This window comes from Arthrobacter tecti, assembly GCF_054511355.1.
The window spans coordinates 322,758-337,191 of sequence record NZ_JBTNCT010000001.1 but is presented as its reverse complement, the minus strand read 5'-3'; the positions used below and the strand labels follow the sequence as shown (position 1 = coordinate 337,191).

At 63.0% G+C, this 14,434-nt stretch carries 13 protein-coding genes; 9 read left to right on the top strand and 4 right to left on the bottom strand.

The window, feature by feature from the left end; translation table 11 throughout:
• Positions 1 to 34 precede the first annotated feature (34 nt).
• Positions 35 to 2,362 carry a 5-methyltetrahydropteroyltriglutamate--homocysteine S-methyltransferase gene (gene metE / locus ACX80C_RS01575; protein WP_459324467.1) on the top strand — a complete coding sequence of 776 codons (2,328 nt, stop codon included), beginning with the start codon at positions 35 to 37 and terminating at the stop codon, positions 2,360 to 2,362.
• Between the two features lie 87 nt (positions 2,363 to 2,449).
• On the opposite strand, the gene ACX80C_RS01570 is transcribed toward metE, so the two are convergent.
• Complete coding sequence (locus ACX80C_RS01570) at positions 2,450 to 3,385, bottom strand: LysR family transcriptional regulator (protein WP_459324466.1); 936 nt, start codon at positions 3,383 to 3,385, stop codon at positions 2,450 to 2,452.
• A gap of 153 nt (positions 3,386 to 3,538) precedes the next feature.
• Between ACX80C_RS01570 and ACX80C_RS01565 the strand changes: the two genes are divergently transcribed.
• From ACX80C_RS01565 to ACX80C_RS01550, 4 genes are read left to right on the top strand one after another with little or no spacing between them, the layout of a single operon-like run.
• A complete protein-coding gene (locus ACX80C_RS01565; protein WP_459324465.1) occupies positions 3,539 to 4,888 on the top strand; it encodes an NAD(P)/FAD-dependent oxidoreductase in 1,350 nt (449 codons plus the stop codon).
• A complete protein-coding gene (locus ACX80C_RS01560) occupies positions 4,885 to 5,610 on the top strand; it encodes a DUF1365 domain-containing protein (RefSeq protein WP_459324464.1) in 726 nt (241 codons plus the stop codon). Before ACX80C_RS01565 ends, ACX80C_RS01560 begins: the two co-directional genes overlap by 4 nt.
• Entirely contained in the window at positions 5,607 to 6,902 is a 1,296-nt protein-coding gene (locus tag ACX80C_RS01555) for a class I SAM-dependent methyltransferase (protein ID WP_459324463.1), read from the top strand. The genes ACX80C_RS01560 and ACX80C_RS01555 overlap by 4 nt, the downstream gene beginning before the upstream one ends.
• Positions 6,903 to 6,912: 10 nt before the next feature.
• Entirely contained in the window at positions 6,913 to 8,184 is a 1,272-nt protein-coding gene (locus tag ACX80C_RS01550) for a class I SAM-dependent methyltransferase (protein WP_459324462.1), read from the top strand.
• A gap of 26 nt (positions 8,185 to 8,210) precedes the next feature.
• Here the strand turns inward: ACX80C_RS01550 and ACX80C_RS01545 are convergent, their stop codons facing one another.
• Entirely contained in the window at positions 8,211 to 8,789 is a 579-nt protein-coding gene (locus tag ACX80C_RS01545; RefSeq protein ID WP_459324461.1) for a GIY-YIG nuclease family protein, read from the bottom strand.
• 401 nt (positions 8,790 to 9,190) lie between these two features.
• Between ACX80C_RS01545 and nrdH the strand changes: the two genes are divergently transcribed.
• The 4 genes from nrdH (at position 9,191) to nrdF (ending at position 13,197) form a co-directional block, all read left to right on the top strand.
• Positions 9,191 to 9,436 (top strand): glutaredoxin-like protein NrdH, encoded by a 246-nt coding sequence (gene nrdH / locus ACX80C_RS01540; RefSeq protein WP_459324460.1) that lies wholly within the window; start codon positions 9,191 to 9,193, stop codon positions 9,434 to 9,436.
• A 46-nt stretch (positions 9,437 to 9,482) separates the two neighbouring features.
• Entirely contained in the window at positions 9,483 to 9,941 is a 459-nt protein-coding gene (nrdI, locus tag ACX80C_RS01535; protein WP_167992621.1) for a class Ib ribonucleoside-diphosphate reductase assembly flavoprotein NrdI, read from the top strand.
• A complete protein-coding gene (gene nrdE / locus ACX80C_RS01530; protein ID WP_459324459.1) occupies positions 9,938 to 12,088 on the top strand; it encodes a class 1b ribonucleoside-diphosphate reductase subunit alpha in 2,151 nt (716 codons plus the stop codon). Before nrdI ends, nrdE begins: the two co-directional genes overlap by 4 nt.
• Before the next feature lie 134 nt (positions 12,089 to 12,222).
• Positions 12,223 to 13,197, top strand: coding sequence for a class 1b ribonucleoside-diphosphate reductase subunit beta (gene nrdF / locus ACX80C_RS01525; protein WP_459324458.1), 975 nt, complete (start codon positions 12,223 to 12,225; stop codon positions 13,195 to 13,197).
• 400 nt (positions 13,198 to 13,597) lie between these two features.
• Here nrdF and ACX80C_RS01520 read toward each other — a convergent pair whose 3' ends face one another.
• Positions 13,598 to 13,999: a toll/interleukin-1 receptor domain-containing protein gene (locus tag ACX80C_RS01520; protein WP_459324457.1), complete on the bottom strand. Its 402-nt coding sequence runs from the start codon at positions 13,997 to 13,999 to the stop codon at positions 13,598 to 13,600.
• Positions 13,977 to 14,375: a DUF1883 domain-containing protein gene (locus ACX80C_RS01515; protein WP_459324456.1), complete on the bottom strand. Its 399-nt coding sequence runs from the start codon at positions 14,373 to 14,375 to the stop codon at positions 13,977 to 13,979. The genes ACX80C_RS01520 and ACX80C_RS01515 overlap by 23 nt, the downstream gene beginning before the upstream one ends.
• Between the last annotated feature and the right edge of the window lie 59 nt (positions 14,376 to 14,434).

The following is a 14,434-nucleotide window of genomic DNA, read 5'->3' as shown; positions in this document are numbered from 1 at the left end:
AAACCTTCCGAACGAACAGAACAGGAACCAAGAAATGAGCACTGAATTTCCCAAGGCAACCATCGTCGGTTACCCGCGCATCGGCCGCCGTCGTGAGTTGAAGAAAGCGGTGGAAGCGTACTGGGCGGACCGGATAACCACCGCTGAACTTGAGGAGACCGCCCGCGAGCTGCGCACAACAACCTACGGACGCCTGTCCGCGCTCGGCTTTGACGCAGGCAACTACTCCATCCCGGCGTCGTTCTCGCTCTATGACCAGGTTCTGGATACCGCCGTCACCTTCGGTGCCGTCTCAGACCGTTTCAAGGACCTGTACGACGCCGACGGCTCGCTCGGTCTCGACGCCTACTTCACGCTGGCCCGCGGCGACAAGGAACGCCAGCCGCTTGAGATGACCAAGTGGTTCGACACCAACTACCACTACCTGGTTCCCGAAATCGGTCCCGACACCGCGCTTTCGCTTGCCAACGACTGGATCCTCCGCGACGTTGCTGAAGCCGCTGAAGCCGGGTACAGCGTGCGTCCCACCCTGATCGGCCCGGTCACGTTCCTGCTGCTCAGCAAGGCCGCTGACGAGGCGCCGGCCGGCTTCAACCCGCTGTCCCGCCTCGAGGACATCCTCCCGCTGTACGTCGAGCTGCTCGGCAAGCTCGCAGCTGCCGGCGTGAAGTGGGTTCAGCTGGAAGAGCCCTCGCTCGTGGCTGACCAGGTCATCGACGAAGCAGAGGTCGCTGCCGCCGTCGAGCGTTCCTATGCTGTGCTGGCCACAGAAACCACGAAGCGTCCGGCCATCCTGGTCACTACTCAGTACGGCTCCCTCGGATCGCTGCTCCCGGTGCTGGCCGGAACAGACATCGACGCACTGCACATCGACGCCTTCAAGGGCACCGTGCCGACTGCTTCGGAGCTCTCCAAACTCGGTAATACCACCCTGGTTGCAGGCCTGGTTGACGGTCACAACATCTGGAAAGCGGACCTCGGAGTGGCCGCGCAGAAGCTGACCGAGCTTGAGGCAACGGTCGGCTCGCTCGCGGTTTCCACTTCCTCCTCGCTGCAGCACGTACCGCACGACGTCGAGGACGAGCAGCAGCTCGACGCCCAGCTCCGCAGCTGGCTCGCCTTCGCGGAACAGAAGGTCGTTGAGGTTGTCACCCTCTCGAAGCTGATCGGCAACCCGGGTGCGATCGACGCCGAAATCGCAGGCGCTGCCGAGGTCCTGTCCTCGCGGGCCGGTGCCGCCGGAGTGAACCGCAAGGAGGTCCGGGACCGCGCTGCCGCGCTCTCACCGTCGGACTTCTCCCGTGGAGACTACAACGCACGGCTCGCCGCACAGGATGAGGCCCTCGGGCTGCCGGCACTGCCGACCACCACGATCGGTTCCTTTCCGCAGACGGCCCAGGTGCGCTCTGCCCGTGCCCGCGCCAACAAGGGTGACCTTACGGCTGAGCAGTACGAGCAGCTGATGAAGGACGAGATCAAGCGCGTCATCGACCTGCAGGAGGACCTCGGCTTCGACGTCCTGGTTCATGGTGAGCCCGAGCGCAACGACATGGTCCAGTACTTCGCCGAGAACCTCGACGGTTTCGACGTCACGGTGCACGGCTGGGTCCAGTCCTACGGTTCGCGCTGCACCCGCCCCTCAATCCTCTGGGGCGACGTCAGCCGTCCGGCGCCGATCACGGTGCCGTGGGCGCAGTTCGCGCAGTCGCTGACCGAGAAGCCGGTCAAGGGCATGCTCACCGGGCCGGTGACCATCCTCGCGTGGTCCTTTGTCCGTGACGACCTTCCGTTGGGCGAAACCGCCAACCAGGTTGCGCTCGCCCTCCGCGACGAGGTCTCCGACCTCGAGGCCGCCGGTATCAAGGTCATTCAGGTGGATGAGCCGGCTCTGCGCGAACTGCTGCCGCTGCGGAAGGCAGACCAGCCCGATTACCTCGTGTGGTCCGTGGATTCGTTCAAGCTCTCTACGGCATCCGCGGCGCCATCCACGCAGATCCATACGCACCTGTGCTACTCCGAGTTCGGCGCGATTATCGACGCCATCGACGGCCTGGACGCCGACGTAACCTCGATTGAGGCTGCCCGGTCCCGGATGGAGGTGGTGCATGACCTCGAGTCCCACGGCTTCAAGCGCGGCGTCGGCCCGGGTGTGTACGACATCCACTCGCCGCGGGTTCCCGGCCAGGACGAGGTTTCCGAGCTGCTCGAGAAGGCCGTCCAGCACGTCCCGGCCCGTCAGCTGTGGGTCAACCCCGACTGCGGCCTGAAGACCCGCGGCTACACCGAAACCGAGGAGTCGCTGCGGAACCTGGTGAACGCCACAGTTGCTGTGCGTGCGCAGCTAGAGGCGCCGGTTTCCTAAACCTGTGACGCGCTGAGTGCGCAGATCACCACCTTTCGCTTCGGTGAAGCGGTGATGATTTGCGCACTCAGCGTAGTTTAACGGGCCTCAGGCCGGACGGCGGGTGATTCGCGGGGCAATGCTGCGGTTTTTCAGGATGTCCGCCAGCTGATCCATGAACAGACGCACCTGGGTGGTCTGCTTCCCGGCGATCTGCAGGGCGAAGATACTGCGGGCGAGGCGGATCTCCGGCACATCGAGGGCCACGATGCCCTGCGGTGCGTGCAGCATCGCCAGTTCGGGGACCAGCGCCGCACCCAATCCTGCGGCGCTCATCTCCAGGCTGGCGTTGAAGTCGTCGCAGTGCGCAGCGATGCGGGGGTGCAGGTTGCAGCTCGCGAAGAGCCGCTCGATGACCGTGGCATCGGCCGTGCCGGGATGATGCATGATCCAGGGCATGTCAGCCAGTTGCTCTGCGGACACGGCCGAGCCTTCCGGGATCCCCCACGCGGCGGGAAGCACCACCCGGAAGTTGTCGTCCCCGATCCATTGCCGGTTCACGGTGGACGGCCAGGCAAGTCCGCCCTGTCCCACCTGGAACACCAGCGCGAGGTCCAGTTCCCCGCCCGTCCGCAGTCCGTGGATGGTTTGCGCCGGTTCCCCGACGAAAACCTTCAGGCTGATCCCGAGTTGCTGCCACTGCGGCGTGCGCAGGAGCCGGGGGAGGGCGAACGTCGCGAGGCTGGGGAAGATCCCGAGCCGCAGTTCCTGTGACGTCGCCGCCCCGGCTTTGGCCGTGGAGGCCATCAGCGTGTCGATGTCCGTGAGCACCTTGGTGGCATGCCGGGACATCACGACGGCGGCTTCCGTAGGCACGGCGCTCCGTGCGGAGCGCGTGAACAACGTGACACCGGTATCGCGTTCCAGGGCGGACATCTGCTGCGACACAGCTGACGCCGTGTATCCCAGGCGTGCGGCGGCGGAGGCGAAGGAGCCGTGCCGGATAACTTCAAGCAGCGTTCGAAGATGAACAGGATTGACCACGTCCCCATCCTTCCACCGCACCGGATCGGTAAGAGTCACCTGACCAATCCGGTTTCGTTTCGTCTCCGAACAATATCCGAACTATCTCAAGCAGCAGGGTTAGCTTCGCACGACATGTCGTCGGCTCCTGCTGATCGCGAAAAAGGAGCTTAGATGACAGGCAGTGCCGACGACACCCACATTCCCGGACGGCGTCGTATCGCGGTTGTGGGGAGCGGTGTCGCAGGGCTTACCGCCGCCTGGATTCTCAAGCGCGACCACTCGGTGACCCTGTACGAGTCGGACAACCGCGCCGGCGGACATGCCCACACCCACCCGATGGAACTCGCGGACGGCAGCATCACGGGCGTCGACACAGGGTTCATCGTCCACAACGACCGCACCTATCCCACCCTCACGCGCCTGTTCGAGGAACTCGGTGTCCAAACGCAGGAATCGGACATGACCATGTCGGTGCGCTGCGACGGGTGCGGGCTGGAGTACGCCGGCGCCAAGGGCGGACAGGGCGTGTTCGCGCAGCCGCGGTCCTTCACCCGTGGACGCTACCTGCGCATGCTGGTTGAGATCCTGCGCTTCCAGGCAAGCGCCCGGGCGCTGCTGCGGGAAACAGAAACGGCCGACGACGACGGCGCCACGCTGGGCGAGTTCCTCAGCAGGGGGAAGTTCAGCGACTACTTCACCGCCCACTTCATGACACCCGTCGTCTCGGCGGTCTGGTCCTGTGATCCTCGAACAGCGCTTCAGTATCCCGCGCGCTACCTGTTCACCTTCCTTGACCACCACGGCATGCTCACCATCCGCAATTCGCCGCAGTGGCGAACCGTGACAGGGGGATCCGGTGAGTACGTGCGGAAGATCACCGACAGTCTCGACGAGGTCCTGCTCGGCACCCCGGTGACGGGCGTCCGGAAGGTGGCTGACGGCGTCGTCGTGACCGCGGACGGTGAATCGCGGCTCTTTGACGGCGCGGTGATTGCCGCGCACCCCGAACAGGCTCTGGCGATGCTGGGTGAACCTACCCCGCTCGAGGAAGCGGTCCTCGGTTTCCTGCCGTATTCGCGTAATCACGCACTCTTCCACACCGATGAATCTGTGCTGCCGCGAAGCGAGAACGCACGTTCTTCCTGGAACTACCGCCTGCCCGCCTGCCACACGCAGCCTGACCGCGTCCTGGTCACCTATGACCTGAGCCGGCTGCAGCGCCTTGATGCCAGCGCAGGTCGGCGGTTCCTCGTCAGCCTCGGCGAGGACCGGATCGATCAGTCAAAAGTGATCGAAACCATGACCTACGACCACCCCCAGTACACACCCACCTCGTTTGCGGCCCAGGGCAGGTTGGCAGAGCTGAGCGATGAGCTTGTTGCCTTCGCGGGCGCCTACCATGGGTGGGGATTCCACGAAGATGGTGCGCTGTCCGGCCGCCGGGCCGCTGAACGCCTCGGCGGATTGTGGCTCCTCGATACCGATGCCGACTACGGTGACCTCGTGGACTCGCCGGTATGAAACCAAGCCTCTACGCGACAAACATCCGTCACGTCCGGCGAAGCCCGCTGCGCAACGAATTCACCTACCGGAGCTTCAGTTGGTTTGTGGACCTCGACGAGCTGCCGCAGTTGCCAAGGTGGCTGCGTCCCTTTGCGGTATTTTCACCGGCCGACCATCTGGGGGACCCGGCGTCGTCGCTGCGGTCCAACGTGTCGGCCTTCCTTGCCTCCCGGGGAATCGACGACGACGGCGGCACCGTCACGATGCTGGGCAGCGCCCGGGTGCTCGGCCACGTCTTCAACCCGTTGACCCTCTTTTGGTGCCACGACAGAAACGGTGAGCCAAGCGCCGTCATCGCCGAAGTGCACAACACCTACGGTGAGCGGCACTGCTACCTCCTCCAGCCTGACCACGGCGGGCGCGCCGAGGTGGCCAAGGAGTTCTACGTCTCACCGTTCAACGACGTCTCCGGCACCTATGACATGCGCGTGCCGCAACCGGACGAGCAACTGGCCATCGCCATCACCCTCCACCGGCCGGACCACTCGCCCTTCATCGCCACCATGACCGGACGCCGGATGCCCGCCACGACGTGGAACATCATCCGCATGACCGCCGCCATACCGATGGCGCCGCTCCGGGTGGCCGTGCAGATACGGTGGCAGGGAATTAGACTCTGGCTGCGCCGACTTCCCGTCCACGCCAGAGAACACCATGAACAACAGGAGCCAGTGAGATGAGCACCACCGTCAGCCGGTCCCGCGCCAACGTCGATCCGCAGATCTGGCCGGGGATCGCATACGTTCCCTCCGGCCCGCGGACCCGCATAGCCGCGGCGCTCGCCGAGAAGATCTTCACCGCGGCCGTGAACCGGCTGCCGCTGCGGGTCGTGTACGACGACGGGACCGTGCTGGGCGGCGCACGCCTCCGCACTCTGGAAGACAACACCCCTGAGATGCGGATCCACCGGCCGGGGGACTTCTTCGCGAGGTTGGGCGACAACGGGCTCATCGGGTTGGGCGAGTCGTTCATGGCGCAGGACTGGACGGCGTCGGACCTCACATCCGTCATGGAGGTGTTCGCGGCGCAGGCAGCGCACCTCGTGCCGGTTCCCCTCCAGAAGCTGCGCGGGCTCTACTTGCCGAAGCCGCCGCGGAAGGAACGCAACAGCACAGCCAACACCCGATCAAACATCTCCCGGCATTACGACCTCTCCAATGAGCTCTTCGCGCTGTTCCTGGACAACACCATGTCCTATTCAAGCGCCCTGTTCGAAGCCGCCGGTCCGCGGCTCCTCGACGTCCGGTGGGAGGACTTCGCCGAGGCACAGCAGCGCAAGATCGACCGCCTGCTGGATCAGGCTTCGGTCGGTGCGGGGACACGCGTGCTCGAGATCGGTACGGGCTGGGGAGAGCTGGCCATCAGGGCAGCCCGGCGCGGAGCGCACGTGGTCTCAGTGACCCTGTCCAGCGAACAGAAGCAACTGGCGGAAGAGCGCATCGCAGAGGCCGGGTTCTCCGGGCAGGTCAGGGTGGAACTGAAGGACTACCGGGCGGTGGAGGGAGAGTACGACGCCATCGTGTCGGTGGAGATGATCGAAGCCGTCGGGCACGAGTACTGGGGTGTCTACTTCCAGACGATCGACCGGCTTCTCGCTCCCGGAGGGCGCGTTGCCATCCAGGCGATCACCATGCCGCACGAGCGGATGATGGCTACCCGCCGTTCCTACACCTGGATCCACAAGTACATCTTCCCCGGCGGTTTCATACCTTCCGTGCGCGCTATCGAGGACATCACGGACCGCTCCACCAGCCTGCGCGTGCGCGAGCGGCTGTCGATGGGAGACCACTACGCACAGACCCTCCGGCTGTGGGAGGAGCGGTTCCTGGCCAACAGCGCGGAGGTTGAGGACCTGGGTTTCGACGAGGTATTCCAGCGGATGTGGTTGTTCTACCTTTGCTACTCGCGCGCCGGTTTCCAGGCCGGCTACCTCGATGTCCAACAGCTGATCTTCGACCGCCGTCCCTCATGAGGAGTTCCCAGTGACCAATACGCAGCAGGACCGGCAGTCCGCAGGCATCAACCGGAACGTGGCGCCGGCCATCGCACGCATCCTGGAACCGATAGTGGGCGGAGAGCTTCCCGTACGCCTGAGCGCATGGGACGGGAGCGTTGCCGGTCCGGCTGGAGCGCCCGAAGTCCAGCTGAACAGCGCCGACGCACTGCGACGCATCCTCTGGAGCCCGGGAGAACTTGGGGCGTCCCAGGCCTACGTCACGGGAGAACTCGACGTTCCGGGCTCACTTGAGGGCGCGCTCACCCACCTGTGGACAGTGGTGGGAAACCGTGGCCTCTCAATGCCGAAGCTGACTCCCCAGCTGCTGCTCCAACTCGGGAAGCTCGCCCGGGACCTCGGCGTCCTGGGCGGACCCCTTCCCGCACCGCGGTCGCAGGCGAAGATCACGGGGAAACTGCACAGCCTGCTGCGGGACCGCGCGGCCATCAGCCACCACTATGACCTCTCCAACGACTTCTACCAGTTGATCCTGGACCGCCACATGGCGTACTCCTGCGCCTATTGGCGCTCCGAGGCACCCGACTACACGCTGGAAGACGCACAGCGGGACAAGCTGGACCTCGTGTGCCGCAAGGTTGGCCTCGACACAATGTCCAACCAGCGGTTCCTTGACGTGGGCTGCGGTTGGGGCTCACTCAGCCTGTACGCTGCGGAGCATTTCGGCGCGAAGGTCACGGGGGTGACCATCGCGAAGGAGCAGAAAGCCTTCATTGACCGGCGCATCGCCGAGCGGGGACTCGAGGACCGTGTGGAGATCCGCTTGCAGGACTACCGCGACGTGGCAGACGGGCCATACGACGCCGTCGCGTCACTGGAGATGGGGGAACACGTGGGGGAGTCGAACTACGGCGTCTACACGTCCACGCTGTTCCGGAACGTGAGGCCGGGCGGGAAGGTACTGATCCAGCAGATGTCACGCTCCGGCCGGCATCCCGGCGGGGGACCGTTCATTGAGTCCTTCATCGCACCGGACATGCACATGCGCCCGATCGGGGACACCGTCAACCTGATCGAAGGAGCCGGGTTTGAAATCCGGGGCGTCGAGGCTATGCGGGAACACTACGTCCGCACCATCGCTGCCTGGTTGGACACCTTTGAATCCAACTGGGATGAGGCCGTAGCGATGATGGGCGAGGAAGTGGCCCGGGTGTGGCGGCTCTACCTGGTGGGTGGAATGATGACCTTCCGGGACGGGCGCATGGGCGTTGACCAGATCCTGGCCCGGCGCCCGGAGTAGACAGTCCAGGCCTTCGATTTCCCAGGTCAGCCGCGGAGTGCGGCGGCCTCGCTGAGCCAGCGGGCGTAGCGTGCCCACGGGTCTTCAACGCCCGCGGCGAGCTCGGCGATGTGATCTTCGAGGACCGGCGCGACACTGAACCATTCGGAGCGTTCCAGCCGCAACTGCGCAAACTGCTGATGCCGCCGTCGTTCCACCAGCCTGTCCCCGCGCTCGAACGCGAGTACGTCATCGTGCCACAGTCTGGCGAGGCGTTGCCGGGGATTGGCGGTAGTGCCGATCTTGATCCGGTTCCGGAAGCGGATGTAGTAGACCACATCCACCCTGGGCGGAGGCAGCCCTTCGTCAAGGACATCGCCCAGCTTCCACTCGCAGGTCCCACAGACCCAGGCCGAGGGATAGCGCACACCGATCCGCGATCCGCACCCAGGACAAGCGGACGGCAGTGAGTCTGCGGTGCCCACCTCGGTACCCGCCCATTCAACGACGACGGCGACATGAGCCGCGCAGAGTGCGAACGGCGAATCGACCGCCGGACGGCCGCAGGGATGGCCGCCGTCGTCGGGAATAACGCAGGTGTTCTGCTTCTTATAGTGTTCGAACACAGGTTCGATTCTGCCCTACACTTGGTGGACCTCGCAATGGGTGCCGCGGGCCGGAGTCGATCCTCGCGACACGCCGAAGTTTGCGCGACACGCTCACAAAGTTTCTGTGCACTGAACGCTCCACAGGCTGTGGACCGGGATGGGTGGAACCGCGGATTTGAGCGCTTCCGCAGGCCTGGAAGGTGTGGATTACCTGTGGACTAACAGGCGGGTAAATGACATACTTGTAATACATCATCTTGGGGTCGGCGCCACTGCGTTGCACTAGATGTAGTATCTAGATATCGAAAACTTGCTGGCGAGGCAGTCTGGCGCATCACCTGAAGATCTTCGGAAGATGTGCGGCTTGAAGCCCACCAACATTCGCCGAATAGCAGCACTTCACAAGGGGAGTTAGGGACATGACCGTCACGGTTTACACCAAGCCAGCATGCGTACAGTGCAACGCCACCTACCGGGCTCTGGACAAGAAGGGCATCGCCTACCAGAGCGTCGACATCTCGCAGGATCCGGCGGCGCTGGAGCGGGTTCGCTCGCTCGGGTACATGCAGGCTCCCGTCGTCATCACTGACGAGGACCACTGGTCCGGATTCCGCCCTGACAAGATCAACGAGATCGCCCAGGGCGCTGTTACTTCAGTCGCCTAGAGCCCGCTGAAGCCACACCTACTCGCGAGGGGCGGATGCGGTCGGTATGACAACGTCAACCATCGATCGAGGCACAAGCGCACAGGCAACTGGGGGTGCGGTGGACACTGACGCAGCGTTGATCTATTTCTCGTCGACGTCGGATAACACGCATCGATTCGTCAGCAGACTGCCTGTCCGGTCGGCCCGCATTCCGCTCCTCACCAAAGATGACACGCTGTGCGCACACAGCCCGTACGTCCTGATCCTGCCGACCTACGGTGGGGTCAACGGAAACGGTGCGGTGCCCAAGCAGGTCATCAAATTCCTCAACGTCGAGGAGAACCGCGCGCTGCTTCGAGGCGTCATCGGCGCCGGAAACACCAACTTCGGGGACACCTACTGCCTGGCTGCGGACATCGTGGCCGCCAAGTGCGGTGTTCCCGTTTTGTATCGATTTGAGCTCATGGGAACGTCCGAGGACGTTGACCGGGTAACCCAAGGATTGGAAGAGTTTTGGACATGACCGTCGCTGAAACAGAAGCCCCCGCACTTCCCGAGCGTTTCAACGGGCTCGGCTACCACGAGCTGAACGCGATGCTCAACCTGTACGGACCGAACGGGGAGATCCAGTTCGAGGCGGACAGAGAAGCGGCGCACCAGTACTTCCTGCAGCACGTCAACCAGAACACCGTGTTCTTCCACGACCTCGAGGAACGCCTCGACTATCTCGTGAAGAACGAGTACTACGAGCGCGAAACGCTCGACCAGTACACGATGAACTTCATCCGCGGCCTTTTCGACCGCGCGTACTCCAAGAAGTTCCGGTTCGAGACGTTCCTCGGCGCGTTCAAGTTCTACACCTCGTACACACTGAAGACGTTTGACGGCAAGCGTTACCTGGAGCGCTACGAGGACCGCGTGTGCATGGTCGCCATGCACCTTGCGCGGGGTGACGAGGAACTTGCCGGCCGCATGGTGGACGAGATCATTGAGGGCCGTTTCCAGCCCGCCACGCCGACGTTCCTCAACGCCGGCAAGCGTCAGCGCGGCGAATTGGTTTCCTGCTTCCTGCTTCGCATCGAGGACAACATGGAGTCGATCGGGCGCTCCATCAACTCGGCGCTCCAGCTGTCCAAGCGCGGCGGCGGCGTGGCTTTCGCACTGACCAACATCCGTGAGGTCGGTGCACCGATCAAGCAGATCGAGAACCAGTCCTCCGGCGTCATCCCGGTCATGAAGCTCCTCGAAGACAGCTTCTCCTACGCTAACCAGCTCGGCGCCCGCCAGGGTGCCGGGGCTGTCTACCTGCACGCGCACCACCCGGACATCAACCGCTTCCTGGACACCAAGCGTGAGAACGCGGACGAGAAGATCCGCATCAAGACGCTGTCCCTCGGCGTTGTGATCCCGGACATCACGTTCGAGCTGGCGAAGAAGGACGAGGACATGTACCTGTTCTCGCCCTACGACGTCGAGCGCGTGTACGGCATGCCGTTCTCGGATGTCTCGGTCACCGAGAAGTACTACGAGATGGTTGATGATTCGCGGATCAAGAAGACCAAGATCAAGGCCCGCGAGTTCTTCCAGACCCTCGCGGAAATCCAGTTTGAGTCCGGCTACCCGTACATCATGTTCGAGGACACCGTGAACCGGGCCAACCCGATCGACGGCAAGATCATCATGTCCAACCTGTGCTCGGAGATTCTGCAGGTTTCCCAGCCCACCACCTACAACGATGACCTTTCCTATGCGGACACCGGCAAGGACATCTCCTGCAACCTGGGCTCGCTGAACATCGCGAAGACCATGGACTCGCCTGACTTCGGCAACACCATCGAAACGGCCATCCGTGCGCTGTCGGCAGTGTCCGACATGTCCCACATCAGTTCGGTGCCGTCGATCGCCAAGGGTAACGATTCCTCGCACGCCATCGGGCTCGGTCAGATGAACCTGCACGGCTACCTCGCCCGGGAGCGCGTGCACTACGGCTCCGAAGAGGGCCTGGACTTCACGAACATCTACTTCTATTCGGTGGTTTACCACGCCGTGCGGGCCTCGAACCTGCTGGCGAAGGAGACCGGGCAGACGTTCGGCGGCTTCGAGAAGTCCAAGTACGCCAGCGGTGAGTTCTTCGACAAGTACACCGAGCAGGAATGGGTTCCACAGACTGAGCGGGTCGAGGAGTTGTTCGCCAAGGTCCACATCCCCACGCAGGAGGACTGGCGTGAGCTGAAGGCCACCGTCATGGAGCACGGAATCTACAACCAGAACCTGCAGGCCGTGCCGCCCACGGGCTCGATCAGCTACATCAATAACTCGACGTCCTCCATCCACCCGGTGGCCGCGAAGATCGAGATCCGCAAGGAAGGAAAGATCGGGCGCGTCTACTACCCGGCACCGTACCTGACGAACGACAACCTGGATTACTACCAGGACGCGTACGAGATCGGCTTCGAGAAGATCATCGACACCTACGCCGCTGCCACCCAGCACGTGGACCAGGGGCTGTCGCTGACGCTGTTCTTCAAGGACACCGCCACCACCCGCGATATTAACAAGGCTCAGATCTACGCCTGGCGCAAGGGGATCAAGACGCTCTACTACATCAGACTCCGCCAGCTCGCGCTGGAGGGCACGGAGGTGGAGGGTTGCGTCAGCTGCATGCTTTAGTAGCTTCAGGCAACTAAAGTACGACGACGTCGGTGGGCCGGCATGGATGAGCCAGGCCCGCTGTCGTCGTACATTAACTAGTGGAATTAACCGCCCGTTACGGGCGAATCGAACGAACGGGACAAGGGGCCGAAATGACCGAGAAGGTTAAGTTGCTGTCGCACGTTGAGGCGATCAACTGGAACCGTATCCAGGACGACAAGGATGTCGAGGTCTGGAACCGCCTGGTCAACAACTTCTGGTTGCCCGAGAAGGTGCCCCTGTCCAACGACGTGCAGTCGTGGAACACGCTGACGCATGACGAGCAGCAGCTCACCATGCGGGTGTTTACGGGTCTGACCCTGCTGGACACCATCCAGGGCACCGTTGGCGCCGTCTCCCTGATTCCGGATGCGGTGACGCCGCATGAGGAAGCGGTGTACACCAACATCGCGTTCATGGAGGCTGTGCACGCGAAGAGTTACTCGTCGATCTTCTCGACGCTGTGCTCCACCAAGGAGATCGACGACGCGTTCCGCTGGTCCACGGAAAATGAGTACCTTCAGAAGAAGGCTCAGATTGTCATGGATTATTACCGCGGTGACGATCCGCTGAAGCGCAAGGTCGCCTCGACGCTGCTGGAGAGCTTCCTGTTCTATTCCGGCTTCTACCTGCCGATGTACTGGTCCTCGCGTGCCAAGCTGACGAATACCGCAGACCTGATTCGCCTGATCATTCGCGACGAAGCTGTGCACGGCTACTACATTGGGTACAAGTTCCAGCGCGGGCTGGAGAAGGCTACGCCGGAGAAGCGCCAGGAAATCAAGGACTACACGTTCGAGCTGTTGTTCGAGCTGTACGAGAACGAGGTCCAGTACACCCACGACCTGTACGACGGCGTGGGGCTGGCGGAGGACGTCAAGAAGTTCCTGCACTACAACGCCAACAAGGCACTGATGAACCTTGGGTATGAGGCAATGTTCCCGTCCTCGGTTACTGACGTGAACCCGGCGATCCTGTCGGCGCTGTCACCGAATGCGGATGAGAACCACGACTTCTTCTCGGGCTCGGGCTCGTCCTACGTGATCGGCAAGGCCGTCAATACTGAGGATGAGGACTGGGACTTCTAGGGGCCATGATCTAGCCCGGCCCAAAGGATAGAAACGGTCATCAGTCGCTTTGCTTGTTTCTTGAACTCTTCCGATGTGGAGCAGATCGGGTACTGAATCCGCTCTGCCTTCGGCGGAGGGTACCGTCCGGACGTCGCCGCGGCGAGGGCGTACGGCCGTTGTCCAGCGGCGCCCGTAGGGAGCCATCCACTCCGAGAAGGTCAGGGCCGGATCGACCGGAGCGGGCTCCCGCGTGACAGCGAGGATATCAAAGGTTCTGAAGCCAACGTTCTGCCCGTCGATGCCCCAGGGCGGACCGAAATGTAGTTCGTCCAGCACGCGCCGAACTCACGCCGCTTTGCCTTCGCGCGGTCGTGCCTGCGAAGACTGCCTTGTAGAGCTACTGGATGCAGCTACGCACCTACGGCGTCTGGACGACTTTGAAGATCTCGTCCGCAATCTCCGCCACCGTGTTCAGGGAGGTGCTACGGGCGATCTTGTCGACCAAGGAGGGCGACTGCCTGGCGATCTCGTCTCGAGAGATCTCGTGCCAGATCGGCAGCATCCGCTGGTCGCCGCTCACGCTCATCCCCACGATCCCGTCCAGCTCGTACTGCGGCCACCCCTTGGCGAAGAACGACTTGGACAGGATGACAACACCGAACGTGCTATGGGCGAGCCCGTAGTCGATCTTGCGGCGCAGGCTGTCCCCGATACGCAGCTCGGTCTTGTCGAGCCATACCTTGAGCCCGCGGGCTCGCAACTCTTCGGCGAGCGGCTCCGCGACCGCCTCCTTGTCCTCACCGGCATGGGAGATAAACACGTCCCAAGTCTCGCCGTTGTCGTCCGGCACGATAGGAGGACGCTCGTGGCGGATACCACTCAGGGACTGGAGTGGGGCGGACTTCGCGGTAGGCAGTGGCGGCGGATCTCACCTCTACCGAGTGCCGGACACTGGTGGCTTTGAGCCCCATGAGATCGATCGTCAGGTACCAACTGCCGGTGCGCGGTATGTGGATACGGAATGGTGTCTTCGTGACCAGACCACCGCTGTAGCGGTGGCTTCGTCCATTCTTATAGGCGTTGAGGTTGGTGCTGTCCATGAGGCGGACGTTGGCCGCCTTGCTCAGGCTGACGACGACAATGGAACCTTTCTCCAGCCGGTTCCAGTGGTACTTGAAGAATTTCGCTCCTGCCATGACGTTACTTCACCGAATCTGCTCGAGCAGCAGGCGGAGGCGCGTGGCGCCTCGGTCTG

What these genes read in the sequence shown, in the direction of transcription:
- nrdH (WP_459324460.1), top strand. Translation starts at nt 9,191, where the DNA reads ATGACCGTCACGGTTTACACCAAGCCAGCATGCGTACAGTGCAACGCC.
- metE (WP_459324467.1), top strand. Translation starts at nt 35, where the DNA reads ATGAGCACTGAATTTCCCAAGGCAACCATCGTCGGTTACCCGCGCATC.
- ACX80C_RS01560 (WP_459324464.1), top strand. Translation starts at nt 4,885, where the DNA reads ATGAAACCAAGCCTCTACGCGACAAACATCCGTCACGTCCGGCGAAGC.
- nrdI (WP_167992621.1), top strand. Translation starts at nt 9,483, where the DNA reads ATGACAACGTCAACCATCGATCGAGGCACAAGCGCACAGGCAACTGGG.
- nrdF (WP_459324458.1), top strand. Translation starts at nt 12,223, where the DNA reads ATGACCGAGAAGGTTAAGTTGCTGTCGCACGTTGAGGCGATCAACTGG.
- ACX80C_RS01555 (WP_459324463.1), top strand. Translation starts at nt 5,607, where the DNA reads ATGAGCACCACCGTCAGCCGGTCCCGCGCCAACGTCGATCCGCAGATC.
- nrdE (WP_459324459.1), top strand. Translation starts at nt 9,938, where the DNA reads ATGACCGTCGCTGAAACAGAAGCCCCCGCACTTCCCGAGCGTTTCAAC.
- ACX80C_RS01515 (WP_459324456.1), bottom strand. Translation starts at nt 14,375, where the DNA reads ATGGCAGGAGCGAAATTCTTCAAGTACCACTGGAACCGGCTGGAGAAA.
- ACX80C_RS01565 (WP_459324465.1), top strand. Translation starts at nt 3,539, where the DNA reads ATGACAGGCAGTGCCGACGACACCCACATTCCCGGACGGCGTCGTATC.